Below are 19,979 nucleotides of genomic sequence, written 5' to 3'. Positions count from 1 at the left end.
TTTTCTATGCAACTGCCAAAAGGAAAAAAGCACAATTGGCAGGGAGCCGCTGCCGTTTTGACCCTGGCTGCTGTGCTGGCGGGTACCCTGTATGCTTTCTTTTATTTACGGCATGACCCAACTTTGACAAATATGAGCGGCCGGCTGCAGGGAATGAGCCTGAAGCATCCGCTCGGCACCGACCATCTTGGCCGCGATGTATTAACAAGGCTTTTTTTGGGAGGGCAGCAAACAATCGGCTCCAGCTTTTTAGCTCTGCTCGCCGCTCTCGCCATCGGGATTCCGTCCGGATTGATTGCGGGCTTCAAGCGGGGATGGGTTGACCGCGTCTTTATGCGGATTGCCGATGGTTTTTTAGCTTTTCCGGACACGATCGTGGCAATCGTGTTGAGCGGGCTGCTTGGACCGGGAATCGGCAATCTTGTGCTCGCGATCGTGATGGTGAAATGGGTCAGCTATGCCCGGCTTGTTCGTAGCACGGTTTTATCGGAATCACAAAAGGAATACGTGCTCATCGCCCGGATTAATGGGCTGTCCGCACGAAAAATTATGTGTAAACATTTGTTTCCGCACATAGCAGGAAACGTGCTTGTACTGGCCAGCCTCGACCTTGGCAAAATCATTTTGCTGATTTCTTCCTTATCTTATATCGGCCTTGGTGCCCAGCCGCCAACACCGGAATGGGGAGCTATGCTGAATGATGCACGCCCGTATTTTCAGTCGATGCCGGCTTTAATGATCTACCCGGGCCTTGCGATTGTCCTTGTCGTACTGCTGGCGAATATGCTGGGTGATTATTTGTATGATCGCTTTGATGTAAAAAGGAGGGGCAGTCATGATTTTATCCGTTGAGCAGGTAACGATTGGCAGCAGGCAGAAAAAGCTCGTTCAAAACGTTTCCCTCGCGATTCAAAAAGGAGAATGGTTTGCTCTTGTTGGGCAGAGCGGCAGCGGAAAAAGCATCCTGTCACAAGCTGTTGGACAAATGCTTGCCCCTGGCTTGAATGTGGAAGGAAACATTTTTTTCAACGGACAAAATGTATTGAAGCTGTCCAAAAAAGAAATGCGGACAGTCCGCGGCCGGAAGCTGTCTTATATTTTTCAAGATTACCAGGGCTCCTTCACACCATTTCGCACGATTGGCCAGCACCTCGATGAATACCAAAAAGCCCATGGGCTTCATTCGCCGCAAGCCCGTATGGCTGGAGTGAGAGAAGCGCTCCAATCCGTCGGTTTAAGTGAGGAGCTGGCCAGCTGTTATCCATTTCAGCTGAGCGGCGGCCAGCTGCAGCGCGTGTCGATTGCGATGGCCCTTTTGCTGGCTCCTGATTTGGTGATTGCTGATGAAATCACCACCGCGCTCGACAGTGTATCCGGGAATCAGATTTTAGAGCTGCTTGCCAGGAGGCAGCAGGAAACCGGCTGCGCTATTTTGTTTATTACACATGACTGGCGCCATGTAAGACGTTATGCGGACCGGATTGCCGTCATGAAAGAAGGCGAAATCATTGAATCAGGAGGAAAGCATCGTATCCTTGATCATCCGCAGCACCCCTATACAAAGCAGTTAATCAAGGCGGCGCCTGTGCTTAAACACGGCCTGCCGTCCGGTTTACAGGAGGAGGGGAAAGCATGAAGCTTCTTGCCGTACAGCAATTGACGAAATCATACAGCGGAGGAAAAGCAGCTGTAAATGACGTGTCTTTTGAACTAGATAAAGGTGAATGTCTTGGGCTTGTAGGGGAAAGCGGCTGTGGCAAAAGTACATTGGCTAGGTGCCTGCTGAGAATAGAGTCGATCGACAGCGGCTCTATTCGTTTTAAAGGTGAAGCGATTGAAAGGCACACCGAACGCCAATTGTATCCTTACCGAAAACAAATGCAAATCGTGTTTCAAAACCCGTCGGCTGCTTTGAATCCAAAGCTGAAAATAAAAGATTCTCTCATTGACCCGTATGAACAGTACAGGAAAGAGCTAAAGCCTGCTCACTTTTCGTATACGTCCAAAACAGCGTTTGTTAAACAGCTTTTAGAGGCAGTTGAATTGCCGGAGGATTTGGCAAACCGGTATCCTCATGAATTAAGCGGCGGACAAAAACAGCGGGTTACAATCGCCCGGGCGATCAGCATTGAACCAGAGCTGATTGTGTTAGACGAGCCTACGGCGAGCCTTGATGTACTTTCCCAGGGAGCTGTTCTTGATTTATTAACAGAGCTGCAGCGCACACTCGGTCTTTCTTATTTATTTATCTCTCATGACCTGGCCGCTGTGCAAAAAATGAGCCAGCGCATCATAGTCATGAAGGAAGGGAAACTGGTCGACCAATTCAGCCGGGAGCAGCTGCGGGCGGAAGAACGCCATTCTTATACAAAAGAGCTGATTTCTATTTTTTAAAAAACGTAATCCAAGGTCCGGCGCAAGTAAACATTACTTGCGCCGGGCTTTTTTATTGCCATCAGCAAAAAAGGGTTAAAAACAGCCGGAGAACAAAGGTTAAGGCGAAGCCGTTTCTTCAAGTATTTTAAGTTGACAATACCGTTGCAGGTGATTATAATTCTTCTTCGTGAGGAAACATTTCGTATACGAAATGTTTCGATAGAAAATAAAAGAGACAAAAGAAAGGAGGAACGGGCATCGTGTTGAACAACGAAATTTTGGCTTCCTTTTGGAGGGTCAATAAAGCGATCAACAAATTAATAAAGCAGGACGCAGATCGGCTTGGCATTACGGTTGTGCAGCTGAAAGCCATTTATATCATTCAATTGAATCCAAGTATAAGCCTGGGAGAATTGGCTGAAAGGCTGATGCTTACAAACAGTACGGTCAGCGGTGTGATTGAGCGGCTTGTTCACAGCGGGCTGGCTGAAAGGATCATTCCGCAGGAGAATCGAAGAAGTGTGTTTATTGATTTAACAGAAGAAGGAAAAGCTGTGTTCGAGCAAATCGTTTCGTCTGAATCGAAGCTCGTCAAAAAATTAAATCACATTCTTGAGCTGCCAGAAGAGGAAATTTCCCATCTTCTGCGCCTGCATCAAATTGTTTTAACAAAGCTCTCATCAGAGGAGGAACAGGAGTCATGAACGCAAAGCGTTTAATTTTAATTAACATTATTATCCTATTGGTTTTAGTAGGCGGCGGCGTAGGCGGCTATGCTTACTACAATAAAGCTGTCAATTACTTAACGACAGACAACGCTCAAATCGCCGGTCAGCAGGTAACCATTTCTGCACCTGCAAACGGAAAATTAACAGAATGGAAAGGCAGTGTCGGTGAAGAGTTCTCTAAAGACGCGAAAGTTGGCACGCTTTCTGTCACAGGTACAGATGGACAAGCATCACAGATGAACATTACACTTCCAGCAGCTGGAACGATTGTTCAAAGCACAGCGGTTCAAAACTCATTTGTTGCTGCTGGAACACCACTTGCGAAAGCGTACGATTTAAACAATTTATGGGTTACGGCGAATATTGAAGAAACAGAAGTGGATCAAGTAGATGCAGGACAGGACGTAGACATCTATGTGGATGCTTTTCCGAATTCAACGCTAAAAGGAAAAGTCACACAAATCGGCTCAGCAACAGCTGGAACATTTTCTTTACTGCCAAGTTCAAATAACACAGGAAACTTCACAAAAGTCACGCAGGTCGTTCCTGTAGAAGTATCGATTGACGACAGCAAGGGCGTAGCCATCGTTCCCGGCATGAACGTAACTGTGCGAATTCATAAGTAGGTGATCACATGTTAATATATGGGGCAGTCTATGTTCTGTTATGCGCGTTAGTGCTGCTGCTCTTTAATTTTAGAGCAGTAAAACGAAGAAAACAGAACATGAATCAACCGGTTGCGATGCGCGAAGAGAGTGAAAAAAGCCCTGCAGAAGTCCGTCTGGACCGGAAAGAAGAGGATGAGGCGGCTTCTCCACGGGATTTATCCGAAGAAACAGCAGAGGTGCTTCAGAATTCCGCTGTATCAGAGCCGGCGTTAGAATATGTAGAAGCAAACGTTCAGCCGAAAGAAGAAGTAATCGAGGAGCCGAAACAAACGGCTCCAGAAGCGCCGAAAAACTTCAACACGGGAAGAATTTTAACGGCTTTAATGCTCGGCGCTTTTGTGGCCATTTTAAACCAGACGCTGCTGAATGTAGCGATTCCGCATATTATGAATGACTTGGGTGTTTCAGCCAACACCGTTCAATGGCTGACGACGGGCTATATGCTCGTGAACGGAATTTTAATCCCGGTTACGGCGTTTCTTATTGACAAGTTCGGGACGAGAAAGCTGTATATTACAGCGATCCTTCTGTTTACGGTCGGTTCACTCATTTGTTCGTTATCGGTAAACTTCACAATGCTGATGATTGGACGGCTAATTCAGGGGAGCGGAGCAGGGATTATTATGCCGCTTCTCATGACGGTATTTTTCGTGCTGTTCCCGCCGGAAAAACGCGGGAAAGCAATGGGGCTTATGGGCGTTGTCATGATTTTTGCGCCTGCAATCGGCCCGACCTTATCCGGATGGCTGATCGGCCATTATTCATGGAGGCTGCTGTTTGACATTGTTATTCCAATTGGGGTGCTTGTATTAGTTTTAAGCTTTTTGTGGATGAGGGATGTCACGAAAGTAACCAATCCGAAATTTGATTTGCCCGGGTTCCTGTTTTCCACAATTGGTTTTGGATTCCTGCTGTATGGCTTTAGTGAAGCCGGAAATAACGGTTGGGAAAGCACAGTTGTTGTTTTTTCGCTTGTGATCGGGATTGTCTCATTGATCGCTTTTGTTTGGCGGGAATTGACTACAGATAAGCCAATGCTTGATTTGCGTGTATTTAAATATGATATTTTTGCACTGACAACGGTCGTCAGCATGATCGTGAATATGGCAATGTTTGGTGCAATGATTCTGCTTCCGATTTATCTGCAGAACATTCGCGGTTTTACCGCGCTCGAATCCGGATTGCTGATGCTTCCGGGTGCGATCGTGATGGGGATTATGTCTCCGATTGCCGGAGCGCTGTTTGATAAAATAGGTGCCAGATGGCTCGGCGTGATCGGCTTAACGATTACCGTTTTAACAACATGGCAGTTCACGATGCTCAGCATGACAACAAGCTACAGTCATCTGCTGGTTTTATATGTACTGCGGATGTTCGGTATGTCCTTTATTATGATGACTATAATGACAGAAGGGCTCAACCAGCTGCCCCGCCATCTTGGTTCGCATGGAACAGCAGCTTCCAATACGGCGAGACAGGTTGCCGGCAGTATTGGAACCGCATTTCTTGTCACGGTAATGACCACAAGGCAAGGGGTGCATTATGGTGCCTATCAAAATACGGTTACAAGCTCTAACTCTTTTCTTTCCAATCAGTTTGAGCAGCTTGGCCAAAGCTTGTCTGCTATGTCCCACTTGCCAGGGGCGGCAGGAAACCAGCTTACAACTCAGCTTCTTTACGCCCAGGCCGTACAGCAATCGACCATTGACGGCATTAATGATGCTTTTATGGTCGCGACAGGGCTTTCTGTGCTCGCCCTCATTCTTGTATTTTTTGTGAAACGGGCACGGATTAAAGAACAATAATCAATTGAACATCCACCCTAAAAGGCAATCCCTTTTAGGGTGGATTTTTTTATGGTTAAAACGGGGCTTTCTTTTTTGAACCAGCTTTATATTTGTACTTTCCGGCCGATATAAAAACAGATGTTCTATTTTGGTGGAAAGGAATTGATTTATGGGTTTCATTGTTTTACTTCTATTAGGCGCGATAATGATATCGGCCGCCAGGTTTTCCGGCAGTTCCAGGCGTAAAAAAGGAGTGCTTGGTGAAAGAACCGTTCAAGAGGAGCTGCACAAGCTCGACCGATCGGTATACACCGTTTTTCACGATCTTTATATTCCAAGAAGCAATGGCTCGACGGCGCAAATTGACCACCTGATTTTGTCAACGCACGGTATTTTCGTAATTGAAACCAAAAACTTCAGCGGGCGGATTTTCGGTGATGAGTCAGAAAAGTATTGGATCCAAAAGACCTTGAAACGAAGAGAGCCCTTTTACAATCCGATTTGGCAAAACGCGGGACATATTCGGGCATTAAAAGAGTTTTTTGGCCATTCGAATGCAATAAAATATTATTCACTCATCGCTTTCACAAGAAAGTCCCAGCTTGAGCTTGAAGAGCCTTTCAAGGAAGCAGGTGTTTTGTATGCAGATCAACTGGTAGAAGCACTCTGTACTCAACGAAAACAGCGCATGAGCGCCGTGCTTGTGCGAGAGCTCGCCGAGAAGCTTGAGCCTTTTAATGAAACGGGAAGGAGAAAAAAACGGGCGATCGAAAAAAAGCACGTACGGGCTATTAAAAGCGGAAAACGGCAAAGGGAACGAAATAAAAGTGAGGGAGTCTGCCCTAGATGCGGCGGGGCATTGGTAAAGCGGACTGGAAGGTATGGAGCCTTCAAGGGCTGCAGCCGTTTTCCGGAGTGCCGGTTTACGAAAGTAATAGAAGACTAGCACTAGCTGGCTTTTCTGCCGAAAAAACGGCAGATGCCGGCCGGCATCTGCTTTTATGATTTGGTTTGATAAAGCAATCCTTTTTTACGGATTTGCTTTTCCAGCTCTTCTGCAAATGGAATTTTGGGATGAATCGTATATCGGGCCGGCTTTGCTGCCAGCTCAGCTGCTTCTTCAGCCGGCCGCGGGTGCCATTCATCGGAGTCGAATCCTTCTGACAAAAGGGCTTTGGCGGTGATCTGGTCAAACTTTTCGACAACATCAGGAGAACAGTCATTTACATAAACAAAATGCTGCATTAAATCGTGCCATTGTTCTTTCGTCGAAACCATTTCCGTCCGGATAATGTGGTGAAAAGCGTGGCATTTTCGGCAAATAAGCTGGATGTCGAGCAGGTGGCACACCTTGTTCGTAAAGTCGTATTTCTCCACTTCATGAAGGTGAAGGTGCCGCATATCCTGCTCCTGCTGGGGTTTCCATCCACAAATGCCGCATTGTTTTCCTTGCTGATCCAGTATAAAAGGGCGCAGCTTCGTCCGCCAAAAGAAAGACGAGACCGTTTGGCGAACCGTATGGCCGTGGAAAAGAGGGGGCTTGGCAGAAGGAAGCAGTTTAAAGGCAGTCAGATCCCCGTTTCCTGCTTCGTTTTGTGCTGATTTCACGTTCGAATTTCCTCACTTTTTTAAGAGATGACATAGCTTCAGTATGCCACCTTCTTTCTCCCTCTTCAACGCACTTTTCATACCCGAGGAAAACAGAGGGCAACTGCTGCGAATGCGCAGAGAAAAGGAGAGCCGCCTGCTTGAGTGGCTCTCCTATTACAGAAGAAACAGTTATCCTTTCGGGGGATAGGGATCATGGCCGTAGCTGTTTGATTCTCCGATTTGTCCATTTTTCTTATGGATTCTATGTTCTGTTTTATCTCTTTTTGCTTTTTCGCGCCCGTTTTTTTCCGCTTCCGTTTTGGTTGAATGATGACTGATCGTTTCCCCTCCCTGTTTGTTATCCCAGCCGCCGTTTGAACTTGGAACAGTATGAACCTCTGGCTCTTTTTTGTCTGCCATAATATGTCACTCCTTTTTGCTGTTATAAACTGCGTTTTTATTCTCCTTCACTGTTTTTCCTTTTTTAAAAAGGAACAAACGTAAGGGGGAGTAGATTAGTATGTTTTTCTCTTCAGTATGTGGATTCAAGATGATCTTTTCCGAAGGACTTCCAGATGAAACCATTGACTCTCTGAAATATGTTGTTATAATTATGAACAAATCTATGTTAGAAAACCTAACAAAGGGTGAGGGACATGAAAAAAATCGAAGCGATTATTCGGCCGGAGAAAATCACGGAAACAATCAAGGGGTTAAAATATATTGGTGTTACGGGTTTTACAGTCTCGCAGGTGGTAGGCAGGGGGAAACAAAAAGATACACAGGGAGTGTATCGGGGGAAAAGCTACAAAGTCACACTGCACCCGAAAGTAAAGCTGGAAATTATTTTATCTGATTATATGGTAGAGCCGACGATCGATACGATCATCAAGTCTGCTCAAACAGGGGAAGACGGAGACGGAAAAATTTATGTGTACCCGATCCTGGAAGCTTATAACATTCGTACAGGCCAGCCGGACGTTGAAATTGATGATGTGAAGCAGGGAGGACGAAGCTGATGGAAGTCATCCATTTGAATACAATCTGGGTCGTCATCGCAGCGGCTATGGTGCTGTTTATGGAAGGCGGCTTTAGTTTACTGGAAGCAGGTTTTGTGCGGACAAAAAACGCGGTCAATGTGACAATGAAAATTTTTGTCGATTTAACAATTGGCGCATTGGCGTTTTGGATGGTCGGATTTGGCATTATGTATGGAAAAGATGCATTTGGTTTGATTGGGACAAGCTTGTTTGGCAGCCCGGAAAATATTGCTCTATCCATCGACCTGCCTAGTGCAGCATTTGTGTTGTTTCAAATGGGCTTCGCGGTTGCCTGCGTATCTATTGTATCCGGCGCAGTAGCAGAACGAATGAGCTTTAAAGCATACATGTTAACAGCAGCGATGATTTGTATACTTGTTTATCCGCTGTCTGGCCACTGGATTTGGAACGGCGACGGCTGGCTGGCACAGCTCGGCATGAAGGACTTTGCCGGTTCTGCAGCCATTCATGCACTTGGCGGCTTTGCGGCATTTGCCATGGCAAAGCGCTTAGGAGCGAGAAAAGGCCGGTTTAATTCAGATGGCAGCGTCAACGTATTTGCGCCAAGCAATATTCCATTAGCATCTGCCGGCGCTTTTATTTTATGGTTCGGCTGGTTTGCGTTTAACGCGGGGAGTACGCTTGATGCAACCAATGCTTCCTTAGCAGCGATTGCCCTGCATACCATGCTGGCGGGAGCGGGTGGCGGAACGACGGCTCTTTTGATGACAATGAGCAAGTTTGGTAAAGCAGATCCGAGTATGACGATGAACGGAGTACTTGCCGGTCTTGTAGCTGTAACGGCCGGCTGTGCATTTGTGGAAAGCTGGAGCGCCATCGTTATTGGGGCGGTCAGCGGCATCATTGTCATTTATGCAACATTGCTTGTCGACCGCTTGAAGGTAGATGATCCTGTTGGAGCAGTAGCTGTCCACGGCTTCAACGGGGTGTTTGGTACAATCGCTGTTGGCTTGTTTGATTCTTCTCAAGGTCTTTTTACAACAGGAGATGCCAGGCTGCTCGGCGTTCAAGTGCTGGGAGCGGCAGTAGTCGTTATCTGGGGTCTGACTGCCGGACATATAATGGCGGTCATTTGTGAAAAAACAGTTGGTTTGCGTGTAAGCGAGCGGGAAGAAGAGGAAGGGCTGGATATGTCTTTTCACGGGATTCCGGCTTACAACGAGTTGGAGCGTTTTACCGATGTGCCAACCAGCTTGTATGATTTTGAAGAAACAACAGGAATTACAGTAGCGCCTATTCATAATAAAAAAGCAGCAGTTAAATAAGCGAAAAAACGATCATCCTTTATTGACGAAAGAGGATGATCGTTTTTTTTCTTTAAAATGAGCAGTTTTCAATGATGAGAATATACATTAAAATAGTAAATATTGGCTGTGAGGAACATTTGCCTCACATAAAAGGATGGAGACTTTTGTTCAACAAACTATGGATGAAGCTTGTGATCGTTTTTGGGGCGGCCGGTCTGCTGATAACAGCCATCACTGCATTCCGCATCTGGTCTTTCGGCAGCCAGGTGGAATACCAAAAGGCAGATGCCGCCATTGTACTCGGTGCTGCGGTCTGGAACGGCCAGCCGTCGCCTGTTTTGCGTGAAAGGGTCGATCATGCCCTTTGGCTGTATAAGAATGGGTATGTAGACAAGTTGATTTTTACGGGCGGAAGAGGCGGTGGAGAAAAAACAGCGGAATCGGAGGCGGCAAGAGACTATGCGATAAAGAAAAACGTACAGGCGGATGACATTTTGATTGAAACAGAATCCGCCATTACGGAAGAAAACCTTCAATATGCTTACGAGCTGGCGAAAGAAAAAAAGCTGAAAACTTTTGCGCTTGTCAGTGATCCGCTGCATATGAAGCGTGCTATGCTTTTGGCGGAAACAATCGGAATAAGTGCTTATTCGTCACCTGCCCAAACCTCCGCTTATCAAACGATCAACAGCCAAATCCCGTTTCTCTGCCGGGAAGTCTTTTTGTACATAGGCTATGTGGTAAGCCGGCCGTTAGAGGATATCAAGAGACGAATGAAGGTTGTGTTTTGATGTAAATAAAGCCGTCCATCCCTTCTGTAAAAGGATGGACGGCTTTTTTAATGAGTAGAGTGGCGTTTTTTCGCATTCATTAAATAATGGACAAATACTTCGTCACGAGCCAGCCAGACGGCTTCCTGCCGTTTTAAAAAACGTTCTCCTTCTTCAAAGCTTGTGAATGTTTCCGGCCGCTGTTCATGATTTTGTTCAATACCCCATTGTTCAGAAGACAGGGGATGCAGTAAAAAGCTATCATCCTGCCTGTTTGTGTACAAGGCGCCAAAAGAATTGTCCGGCAGGTTGTAGCGGTTGCGTTTCGCATCTTCTTTGAGCGGCTCGCGGCCGAATACAGCTGTTACAAACAGCTCAAACGCTTCTGCTGATAAAGAGCAGCCCGAGGCTTTTGCGTGGCCGCCGCCGCCAAAAAGCCCGGCAGTGCGCGAAACATCAACGTCATCATGAATGGTCCGGAGACTGATCCGCCTGCTGCCCACACTGATGATGGCAATATAATCGAGATGGGAAAACTCTTTGCTTAGTTCATTGCCAAGCTCAGAATGGTACGATTCCGCATGGACAACGCCAGCCCATTGGTCGTGGACATAGGCCTGTACAACCTCTCGCTTTTTCCGGCGGATGTATCGCTCTGTTTTTCTTTCTTCCATATCCAGAATTTTCTCTTCAAATTCATTAAAGAAAAAGTGGTCGCCTGTGTTCAGCCGGTTCAGCATTGCTTCTTCAAATTCATCGATAGAGACTAAAAAGAAAAGGGCGTTCAGCCGCTGGGCTTTTCGATTGTTGAGCTTTTCCCAATCCCACGTGTCATATTGCCGGACGAGCTCCACAAATTCAGCCACCGCTGCCGAGTGTGTAAGGTGCTCATATTTCAGCAGATACTCGTAAAACAAAGAAGTCGCTGAAGCCGGACGCCCTTCTTTTTCCTCTATAACGACCTGTCCCCATTTATAGTTGTTCAGGTGCAGCGCCGTTTGATGGTGATCAAGCAGCTGAACTTTTCCGCCGTTTTGATAAAACTGGTTCAGCTTTTCTTCGTTTTCTGCGTTCACGGATAAATCGGTAATAAACAGAAATGTGTCCGGATCTCCGTTTTCTAAAAACCATTCGACTTCCTGGTTTAGTCCGGAAATGGAATTGTAGCGGACACTTACATCAGAGCCAAAGGCAAGCTTTGCTAAAATCCCGCACGAAACACCGTCCAGGTCATTATGAGATAACAGTTTGTACATATTTTTCACCTCAAAACGTAGTATGAGGACAAAGGGCAAAAAATATTGAAAAGTGCTCTTTCTTTCTGACGGGTATGCCGTCTTTTATTTTGGATAAAATAGAAAGAAAAGGGGTGAAAGAATGACGCTGGTCCGTCTCGGTTACGCAGCTATGAGCATGAATGTTCAAAATGGTTCTCCTTCTCAAACAATGACCCATGCCCAGTTTTCAAAAATTGGGGACAGGGAAGCGGCCATTCATAAACTAGAACGTATTGCGATGTCAAATCTCCATAATTGTCTGCGGCTGCTTCGGCACAATGCGGCGCACGATATCCACTTTTTTCGGCTTAGTTCCAAACTGATCCCAATGGCGAATCACCCGGAACTTTCAGATTGGAATTACATAAAGCCGCTTGGAGAAAGCTTGAAGGCAATTCGCTCGTATTTAAAAGAGCATCAGGACATGCGGATTGACTTTCATCCGGATCATTTTGTTGTATTAAACTCACCAAAGCCTGATATTTTAAAAACGGGTGTTCAAACACTCCGTATGCATCGGCTGCTGTTAAAAGGAATGGGGATTGCCCCTGAACACCGATGTGTCGTACACGTAGGCGGCGGCTATCGTGACAAAGAAGCGGCACTCGAGCAGTTCGTGGAAAATTGGGGGCTTCTTCCCGCTCCTTTGCAGCGCATGATAATGCTTGAAAATGATGATAAAACCTTTACGATCAATGAAACGCTGTACCTATGTGAAAAGCTTGGTGTTCCGGCGGTGTTCGATTATCATCACCATGCAGCCAACCATGAAAAGGAAGCAGAATGGGAGGCGGCGTGGGAGCGCGTCACCGCTACATGGCAATCCTCTGCGCTGCCAGTGAAAATGCATATGTCGAGTCCAAAGTCAGAAGAAGATTTCAGGGCTCATGCAGATTTCATTGATGAAAAGGAATTTCTGCATTTTCTTCATCGTGTGAAAGGAAGCGTGCCGCAAATCGATGTCATGATTGAAGCGAAACAAAAAGATAATGCCCTTTTTGCCTTGATGAGGGAATTGAAAAAAGAAGGAATTGAACAAGTGGATGGAGCCAGCTTTTATATACAGGGATAAAGGAAAGAAGAATATGGATAAACGCATATTTGATCTTTAAAACAGGTGCCAAAATATAAAGCCAATCCTTTTTAATAAAGGATTGGCTTTATATAGTTCTGCCTTATTTTCGTTTCAAATTCATCTTCTTACGTTTTCTTGGTACATCTATTACAGTCACCTCACAGCCCGCTTCTGTCCCGTATGGATCGCTTGAGCCTTGATCCGCTTTTCCGGACTGTGATGGCTGCCCTTGTTTATTGCTCGTACCAGCTTGTTGGTTAGAAGAGGCAACAGACATATCAGATCCAGCTTCTGTGCCATACGGATCTGAGACATTCTGTTGGTTTTTCCCGGCTTGTGCGGAGCTGCCCTGTTTGTTGCTCCGTCCCGGTTTTTGATTGCCGAAAGTAAAAGACGTATCCGAGCCAGCTTCTGTACTGTATTGATCCGATGCGTTTTGCTGGTTTTTCCCGGCTTGTGCCGAGCCGCCCTGCTTGTTGCTCCGTCCCGGTTTTTGATTGCCAAAAGTAAAGGATGTATCCGAACCGGCTTCCGTACCATACTGACCGGTTGAATTCTGCTGGTTTTTCTCAGATTGTGCAGAGCCGCCCTGCTTGTTGTTTTGCCCGGCTTTTTTATTGCCGGAAGTAACGGACATATCGGAACCGGCTTCTGTGCCATACTGATCAGACGAATTCTGCTGGTTTTTCCCGGATTGTGCTGACACGCCCTTCTTGCTGTTCTTCCCGGTTTTTTGAATACGGGAAGCGAAGGACATATCTAAGCCGGCTTCTGTCCCGTATTGGCTGGTTGAGTCTTTTTGTTTTTTCTCAGACTTTGCCGCTTCGCCTTGTTTATTCTTTTTATTTTGCTCGCCAGCCGGTTTTACAGAGATATCGGAGCCGGCTTCGGTTTGGTATCGGTCCACTGACATGGTTTTCTTTTTTTGATCTTGGATGACGGCGCCTTGTTGATCAATAGCGGCTTTGTTGATATTCGGACGAACTGCCATATCGGAGCCGGCTTCGGTTTGATATTTGAAAGTGGATACAGCCTGGCTGGCGTTTTTGCCAGCATTTTGGCCGCCGGCCTTTTTCTTGTTTTGCTGAGATTGTCCAGCGGGTCCCTGCTTTAGCATATACATATGGAAAAAATACTCGCCAATCGCAATGACAACGGCGCATAAAAGAGCGGCTGCCCATAATGAAATACGCGGTTCAAATAAAAGGGCCCCCAGCAGCCAGACACCAATAAGTGTTAAGCCAAAATCAGCAGCAGCTGCTGTAGGATTTCCGAATCTCGGTAAAATAAATAAATCACCGATCAGAAAGCCGGCGGCAGTGAGCAGAACGCTGATTGTGAAGATGTCACCCAAGGAAATATTAAAGAATCCGCCTAGAATAATCCAAAGAACGAGCGTTACCATGACAAATTTTATTAGCAATGCCGATACATATTTCATCGTGTTCGTTCCTCCTCCATCTTTAAAATCGTGGCCGTTATGCTTTTCTGCATACAATAAGAGCGCAATACCGGGTAAACAATGTGCGGACGGACCATCGCCGATTGGTCATGCCTTTACGTAGGATGTGGAGTTGGCGGCGAAAATATTTAAAATTATTTTATTTTTTGCTTTTTAAGGATTCAGGAGTTTGGGCAATAAAAAAAGACCGGCCCTTTGTTTGAAAGGGCCGGTCTTTTTTTATCAATGAGTCAGTATAAAACGGATCCGGAAAAGAAAAATAAAGAAAAGAATGCAGCTGTTGTATTAATGGGATGAAGAAACAATTAAATAAATGGAATCCAAGGGAATTACACGTTGCTTTTTTGGGGCTGTGACGATCGTAACTGTTTCTTCATCCACTTCATGAATATGGCCGGATATGGCTTTTTTGGCTAATACAATCTTTACCTTTTTGTCGATATAACCTAATAAGAAAATAGGAAGTGTCATTTTAAAGAAAAGGTGAACCAACTCAGGAGAAGAAGCAACCGTCTCCCCGAATTTAAACATAAGTGCACGTCGAAGTGCAGGGTCAATGTCAAGCAAAGCCGGCCCTTTGTCGAGTCCGGGATGACGTGTAAAGGACTTGATTGATTGTATTTTCGAAAATGGAATAATGACTTCCTGTTCTTTTTTCTTTAAGAGCACAAAATTACGCCCAGCCAGCTGAACGCGCCCGGATTGCTTGTAAGGAAGCACGCTGCTTTTGGGTAATATGGTTTGCGGCAGCTTTTTTTTGCCGGCATGCGCTTTCGGCCGGACAGCCCGTCTTCTTCTGCGCTTTCTCGCTTCCAGCTTTTTCTTAAATAAACTTTCTTTACTGTTTTTTATTTTTGTTCGATTACCTTTTTTAACAGCCGGCAGGCCTGCTTCTCCTTCACGCGTAAGCACAACTTCTGCCCACTGGCCGACTAATCCTTCGAATGATACTCTTCGTCCCTCCTCTGACTGTTCGTTCGACAAAGCAAGATTAAGCAGTAATGCGTTCGTTTCATCAATTTTGGCTTCGAGCTCCTCCTGCTGTCTCTCAGGAAGACAGGAAGGAGGGGATGGAAAAGCCGGCCTGTTTTCGTTCTTTGAACAGTTCTCTTTATGGCTAAAAGAATCATCAAAATGTGAATGTTCCTGCATGGAATCACTTCCTTTTTGCTCAAGCTTTCCTTTTTATCACGCGTAAAGAAACAACGATCCTCTTTCTTCATATCGTATGTGATCATTTTTCGCTGGTGACTTGGAAAAACAATTCTATTTTTTTCTAAAAAAGGGGACGCTAGCTTATTCGGGTTTGCTAGTTAAGCATAGTATGATAGTAGGCTGTGAGAAGCAGATGAAAGCAGCAAAACGGTTTACAGCCTATGCTTTTCTCAGTCTAAATACTTCACTGTAATGGGAAAGGAGGAAAACTATGAGTATGCTAAACTGTAATTGCCACGACTTTGGAAAACACCATCATCATTCCTGCGGCTGCAGCAAAGGCCATTCTTTCGGCCAGTTTCATTCGCACAGCCACCATCTGCATCACGATTTCCATCATCACGGTTCATGCAGCCGCTGCGGACATGGGCATGGGAACCATCATTTTATGGATAGATGTTTGTGCGATGATCGTTTCCGCATCCGCTTAAGCGGGTTAAGAAGCAGCATGGCGTTTCGTTTGCGTCAGCTGATCGGTGAGCGTGTTAAGGTTGCCCTTGAAGAAGAAAAGATTGTTCAAGGGAGAATTACTTTCGTAGGCAATGATTTTATTGAGATTGTTGTGAAAGTGAAAAAAGAGAATCATAATCATGGATTCAAGAAAAAAGTGTTCCTTGTCCAATTTGATCAAATCAAATGGGTAGAACGGCTTGATAAATTTTGCTGACAAGCCCTATGAAAAAAGCGGTATTCCTTATGGAACACCGCTTTTCCATGTGAAAAGGAAACAAATCGTTTAATCTTACCGATGTCAATGAGATAAAGGCGGCAAATGGGGCTGTACTTTGCTGTGAACCCGCATAATTCCCCACATCCCCTGTTCGATATCCCAGCGAATGTTGCCGGCCCGGTACATATAATCCCCCGGGTAGTTATACGTTCCTCCGGCTCCGCCAATTAAAAGCAGATCTTCTGTAACGCCGGCAACCATGTGGCCTGTGTATGAATCAATACGGGATTCAATATCTCTCGGGTCAAATTTCCAATTATGGCCGTGAAGGTGGAAGGTGTGCGCTCTTCGGCGTTCTGAGGGTGTCGTAAGCCGAATAACCACCGGATCACCAGGATACGCTTCAAAAACAGGCGTGGCCGGATCACCGTGAACCTCTGAACTAAATAAGTCACCTAAAACTGGGTGTTTTCTAAAACGGTTAATGAGCCGTTCCGTCCGGTAGTTGAAGCCGCGTGACCCGAAATCATAGGTGTCTACTTCATCGTCTTCAGGGTCAGGTTCCGGAATGACGCCATCAATCGGATCGATAATGACTTTGCCGTGCTTATCTTCTAAACGAACACCGTCATGCATAATTAAAACAAATTCTCTATAGAGACTGCCAAACGGGTTGTTGAGAATGACATTTGTACCGGTCCGGACAGGTTCCAGCGTGTAAGGATCATGGTACGTGGTAAACCGTGGCTCCGCTATAAAAGCACCGAACGTGCCAAAAGAACGGTGATTGCGCAGATCGGCCAGATCCCACATGGCGCAGGTGCCCATGGCATCCTGTACATGCCAGCGGTATGTGATCGTTTCGCCAGGCCCGACCGTTTGATCGGGATTAAAACCGACAGTGCTGCCACTCGAAGTGGTCACATCATAATCAAGCATGTTGACGAACAGGGAAATCCGCAGAGACGGCGGATAAAAGGCCTGCTCTTTTACCGGCGGATAAGGATGAATGCCATCCGGGAACGGGAATAACTCAAACTTGAGCCGGCTGGTCAAGGTAACTTCGACTAAATCACCAGAATTACCCCTTAGTACAAGCGGCTCCGGATTTTTTTTGCCGTATAGAATGTCCTCTACATCTTCTTCTAAAGCAAATACGATGCCAAATGGGTCATGGTCTCCAAACGAGTTGTATAAAATTGGCGTTTGAAAAGCAACAACACTGTATCGGCGGATCGGCGCATTATGCGCTGCTTCAGGCGGCAGGGTAGACTGCGGATCGGCAGGGGCTGGCGGTTTTCCTGTTACTTCAGGCAGCGGACGTGTTCTTGGCGCGGGCAAAGGCCGGTCAGACAGCGGGATTAAATCCTCTACTTCCTGATCATACGCACGAATCAGTCCCCACGTGCCGTTCCACACATCTTCTTCCGTTTCAAAAGCCCACAAATAATCTCCGGCTCTTGGAATATCTATTTCAAACGTAAAAGACTCTGAAATGCCGATATGCTGCTGCGACCGGATCTGGGAATCATTGCTCGGCCGCTCTGATCTCCACCTCAAACCGTGCACATTAAAGCTGTGCGATTCCTCATGGGCACCCTGCAGAAGCCGAATGCGGATAGAATCTCCTTCATAAGCCTGGAAAACAGGCGTGATGGGATCTCCATTTACATAAGAGCTGAACGAGTACGCAGGATCACAGTCTTTCCCAAGCCGGAACTGCAGCGGTTCATTTTTGTAATTGACCGCAAAAATACCAGGATCATCGGGTGAGCCAGGGAACTGGGGCGGCTGAATCGGACAGCCGTCTTTATCAAATAAAAAAGCAAAATCCTGAACAAACAGTGCAAAGTCACGATAATCCGGGATCAGCGGATTGTGAACCGTAATTTCGGCTCCCTTATCTGTTTCTTCACCTGTTTTAGAATCCAAAAATTGAGAGAAGCGCGGCTGCACGACAATGGTTCCAAAAATGCCATGCTGCTGATGGGAAACGGGAAACAAATGATCATGAACGAAAAAGGCTTTTAGTTCTGTTTCGGCAAAGTACTCATATCGAATTGTTTCATTCGGTAAAACGGAGCTGTCATAATTCCAGCCTACGTTAGCGCCGTCTGCTACGAGAACATCAAATTTGACGAAATGAATATGGAAAGCAGTCTCATACGTTCGGGTCACCAGCTGAAAAGCGTCACCATCGAGAATATGAGGGAGCCGGTTGGTAAAGTTAACCCGAATACACGTATTGGCTGCTACATGCAGGACAAGCGGTTCCGGTTCTTTTTTTCCGGACAGCACATCATCCAAGTCTTCATCCCGCACATAAATTCTTCCTTTTGGATCATACCAGCCTTGTTTGTTATAAACAATCGGCAGCTCGATCACTGATATATTGAACTCTTCAACGACCGAATTATTCATGCACGGATCTGTAAAAACAGCCCCCGGTCTGGCATTCGGGACAGCGACATTTTTCTCAAGCTCTGTCATGTCCCGGCCGCCGACAATACCGAGAGGCGGCCTCGGTGCTTTGCAGCCGACTTTTCCGGGAATGAAGTTCGGGAATCCCGGCCTTTCTTTTGTCGGGCGCGGCGGGGCTGGGCGGTCCGGCAGCGGCTGAAGCGGTGCGATCGGCGTGCCGTTCGGATAGCACTGGCTCCCGTCCTGCAATGTGTCAAAAATCCGGTTCAGCCCCCACATCCCGGCTTCAAAATGCGGATACAGGTGACAGTGAATGATCACATCCCCGATCGTCCCAGGCAGACTCCCAAGTCCGTACAAAGGCTGAATGCTGTAGTGGGACTGCGGGCTGATTGCCTGTGCATCTACGAATTCTGACTGAACGTTACTCGGGTCTCTCAGCCATTGATGTGCATGATAGTGAAAAACGTGTGTTTCTTTGGCAGCTGCATGAATCAGGCGGATCACAGCCGGATCATCACGGTATCCGCGCAGAATTGGCGTTGCAGGGTCGCCAAACATCCAGGAATCATGGTGGACCTCTTCGCCTTCAACCTCGGGGGATACTACGCCTTCTTCCACCAGCTTCAGGCGGTTATGAAGAGGTTCATACCGATAATTCACGCCATGAAACGATTCGGCTTCCTGATTGGTCATCGCATTAATTGGCCGGTTGCCCGTTAAATCATCCACTTCCATTTCATCATGGAAAAACCATGCATACTCACGGAAGGAGGGAAGGAAAGGATGGTGAATATCCGCAAACACGCCGCTGTTGACCGGTCCGCCTGTAACGGGATCCGTCCACCAGGAGCCTCTTCTTTCAACAAGCAGTGTACCGAAAAGGCCTTGAATACTGGAGCCTTCTTCGGTACTCGATATATTGCCGACATCGGTGAAAAAGCAAATGCCTTCAAACGTGGCCTCCAGCCTGTAGAGAAGCTTTTCACCGCACTCGGCCAGTGAGCTCGGGTTAAAGCCGACATTAGCTCCGTCTGACGTTAACACATTATAATCGAGATCCTGAAAATGCATGCCCGCTGCAAAAGGAAGCTGATTTTCGAAAAGAATTTCAACCGTATCCCCTTCGTTCGCCCTGATCGTCAGCGGCTGAACAAGTTCTACCGGTGTAAAGGGGTTTTTACGGATCAGCTCTTTTACCTTTTCTTCATTTTCCTTCAACACATACATCTGTCCATCCGGGTTATGGTCGCCAAAATTGTTTACCACCATCCGGATGGGAATCGCGACTACATGATAACGACGTATCATCGTTTTCCTCCTCGTTACAGCATGTCATTTAACTCCGGGATGCGCGGATCACCGGGAAACTCGATATAAAACACTTCGATATTGTCAATATGAATGAGCCAGTTCCGGTTTTCAAGCTGGGCAAAATGGGTCGTTTCGACTGCAAGCTCCACCTGGTCTCCTACCAAGGAAATAATTTCACCGATAAACATAAAGGGATAGGAGGGAGTCAATATAAAAGCCCTCTGTCCAATAGAGGCTCTAAAATAATCCACCAGCGCCATATCATGCATAACATTATGAGAATATGAAGCGGAACGGCTTGACGTCATTTTTTACACT

Annotated in this window: 19 protein-coding genes; 12 read left to right on the top strand and 7 right to left on the bottom strand. The window is 46.4% G+C overall.

Annotation, left to right across the window (positions count from 1 at the left end):
- The first annotated feature begins 6 nt into the window (after positions 1-6).
- From nikC to L2D08_RS11820, 7 genes are all read left to right on the top strand, one after another.
- A complete protein-coding gene (gene nikC / locus L2D08_RS11850) occupies positions 7-852 on the top strand; it encodes a nickel transporter permease (RefSeq protein ID WP_375337579.1) in 846 nt (281 codons plus the stop codon).
- Complete coding sequence (locus L2D08_RS11845) at positions 836-1,636, top strand: ABC transporter ATP-binding protein (protein ID WP_242233982.1); 801 nt, start codon at positions 836-838, stop codon at positions 1,634-1,636. Before nikC ends, L2D08_RS11845 begins: the two co-directional genes overlap by 17 nt.
- Complete coding sequence (locus L2D08_RS11840) at positions 1,633-2,394, top strand: ABC transporter ATP-binding protein (protein ID WP_242233981.1); 762 nt, start codon at positions 1,633-1,635, stop codon at positions 2,392-2,394. The genes L2D08_RS11845 and L2D08_RS11840 overlap by 4 nt, the downstream gene beginning before the upstream one ends.
- Before the next feature lie 242 nt (positions 2,395-2,636).
- Positions 2,637-3,080, top strand: coding sequence for a MarR family winged helix-turn-helix transcriptional regulator (locus tag L2D08_RS11835; protein WP_242233980.1), 444 nt, complete (start codon positions 2,637-2,639; stop codon positions 3,078-3,080).
- The gene (locus tag L2D08_RS11830; protein WP_242233979.1) at positions 3,077-3,730 is read left to right on the top strand and encodes an HlyD family secretion protein; all 654 of its coding nucleotides are present in this window, start codon (positions 3,077-3,079) and stop codon (positions 3,728-3,730) included. The genes L2D08_RS11835 and L2D08_RS11830 overlap by 4 nt, the downstream gene beginning before the upstream one ends.
- Before the next feature lie 8 nt (positions 3,731-3,738).
- The gene (locus L2D08_RS11825; RefSeq protein WP_242233978.1) at positions 3,739-5,577 is read left to right on the top strand and encodes a DHA2 family efflux MFS transporter permease subunit; all 1,839 of its coding nucleotides are present in this window, start codon (positions 3,739-3,741) and stop codon (positions 5,575-5,577) included.
- A 151-nt stretch (positions 5,578-5,728) separates the two neighbouring features.
- Positions 5,729-6,505: an NERD domain-containing protein gene (locus L2D08_RS11820; RefSeq protein WP_242233977.1), complete on the top strand. Its 777-nt coding sequence runs from the start codon at positions 5,729-5,731 to the stop codon at positions 6,503-6,505.
- A 53-nt stretch (positions 6,506-6,558) separates the two neighbouring features.
- On the opposite strand, the gene L2D08_RS11815 is transcribed toward L2D08_RS11820, so the two are convergent.
- A complete protein-coding gene (locus tag L2D08_RS11815; RefSeq protein WP_242233976.1) occupies positions 6,559-7,167 on the bottom strand; it encodes a hypothetical protein in 609 nt (202 codons plus the stop codon).
- 171 nt (positions 7,168-7,338) lie between these two features.
- Complete coding sequence (locus tag L2D08_RS11810; protein WP_242233975.1) at positions 7,339-7,569, bottom strand: DUF2188 domain-containing protein; 231 nt, start codon at positions 7,567-7,569, stop codon at positions 7,339-7,341.
- A gap of 236 nt (positions 7,570-7,805) precedes the next feature.
- Here L2D08_RS11810 and L2D08_RS11805 point away from each other — a divergent pair, with 236 nt between their 5' ends.
- The 3 genes from L2D08_RS11805 (at position 7,806) to L2D08_RS11795 (ending at position 10,248) form a co-directional block, all read left to right on the top strand.
- Complete coding sequence (locus tag L2D08_RS11805) at positions 7,806-8,168, top strand: P-II family nitrogen regulator (RefSeq protein ID WP_242233974.1); 363 nt, start codon at positions 7,806-7,808, stop codon at positions 8,166-8,168.
- On the top strand, positions 8,168-9,475 hold the full coding sequence (locus tag L2D08_RS11800) for an ammonium transporter (RefSeq protein ID WP_242233973.1): 1,308 nt from the start codon (positions 8,168-8,170) through the stop codon (positions 9,473-9,475). Before L2D08_RS11805 ends, L2D08_RS11800 begins: the two co-directional genes overlap by 1 nt.
- Before the next feature lie 146 nt (positions 9,476-9,621).
- A complete protein-coding gene (locus tag L2D08_RS11795) occupies positions 9,622-10,248 on the top strand; it encodes a YdcF family protein (protein ID WP_242233972.1) in 627 nt (208 codons plus the stop codon).
- A gap of 47 nt (positions 10,249-10,295) precedes the next feature.
- Here L2D08_RS11795 and L2D08_RS11790 read toward each other — a convergent pair whose 3' ends face one another.
- Positions 10,296-11,483 carry a DHH family phosphoesterase gene (locus tag L2D08_RS11790; protein ID WP_242233971.1) on the bottom strand — a complete coding sequence of 396 codons (1,188 nt, stop codon included), beginning with the start codon at positions 11,481-11,483 and terminating at the stop codon, positions 10,296-10,298.
- Positions 11,484-11,604: 121 nt separating this feature from the next.
- Between L2D08_RS11790 and uvsE the strand changes: the two genes are divergently transcribed.
- Complete coding sequence (uvsE, locus tag L2D08_RS11785) at positions 11,605-12,576, top strand: UV DNA damage repair endonuclease UvsE (RefSeq protein ID WP_242233970.1); 972 nt, start codon at positions 11,605-11,607, stop codon at positions 12,574-12,576.
- A gap of 103 nt (positions 12,577-12,679) precedes the next feature.
- On the opposite strand, the gene L2D08_RS11780 is transcribed toward uvsE, so the two are convergent.
- Both L2D08_RS11780 and L2D08_RS11775 read right to left on the bottom strand, forming a co-directional pair.
- Positions 12,680-14,020, bottom strand: coding sequence for a YndM family protein (locus L2D08_RS11780; protein WP_242233969.1), 1,341 nt, complete (start codon positions 14,018-14,020; stop codon positions 12,680-12,682).
- Positions 14,021-14,326: 306 nt separating this feature from the next.
- Complete coding sequence (locus L2D08_RS11775) at positions 14,327-15,193, bottom strand: LSm family protein (RefSeq protein ID WP_242233968.1); 867 nt, start codon at positions 15,191-15,193, stop codon at positions 14,327-14,329.
- Positions 15,194-15,467: 274 nt separating this feature from the next.
- Here L2D08_RS11775 and L2D08_RS11770 point away from each other — a divergent pair, with 274 nt between their 5' ends.
- Positions 15,468-15,923: a hypothetical protein gene (locus L2D08_RS11770; protein WP_242233967.1), complete on the top strand. Its 456-nt coding sequence runs from the start codon at positions 15,468-15,470 to the stop codon at positions 15,921-15,923.
- An 84-nt stretch (positions 15,924-16,007) separates the two neighbouring features.
- On the opposite strand, the gene L2D08_RS11765 is transcribed toward L2D08_RS11770, so the two are convergent.
- The gene (locus L2D08_RS11765) at positions 16,008-19,658 is read right to left on the bottom strand and encodes a multicopper oxidase domain-containing protein (protein WP_242233966.1); all 3,651 of its coding nucleotides are present in this window, start codon (positions 19,656-19,658) and stop codon (positions 16,008-16,010) included.
- A 14-nt stretch (positions 19,659-19,672) separates the two neighbouring features.
- On the bottom strand, positions 19,673-19,969 hold the full coding sequence (locus tag L2D08_RS11760; RefSeq protein ID WP_242233965.1) for a hypothetical protein: 297 nt from the start codon (positions 19,967-19,969) through the stop codon (positions 19,673-19,675).
- Between the last annotated feature and the right edge of the window lie 10 nt (positions 19,970-19,979).

The sequence above is a fragment of the Domibacillus sp. PGB-M46 genome, from assembly GCF_022668875.1.
GTDB lineage: Bacteria > Bacillota > Bacilli > Bacillales > Domibacillaceae > Domibacillus.
The sequence above is the reverse complement of the archived record's forward strand: the minus strand, read 5'-3'. Positions and strand labels throughout refer to the sequence as shown.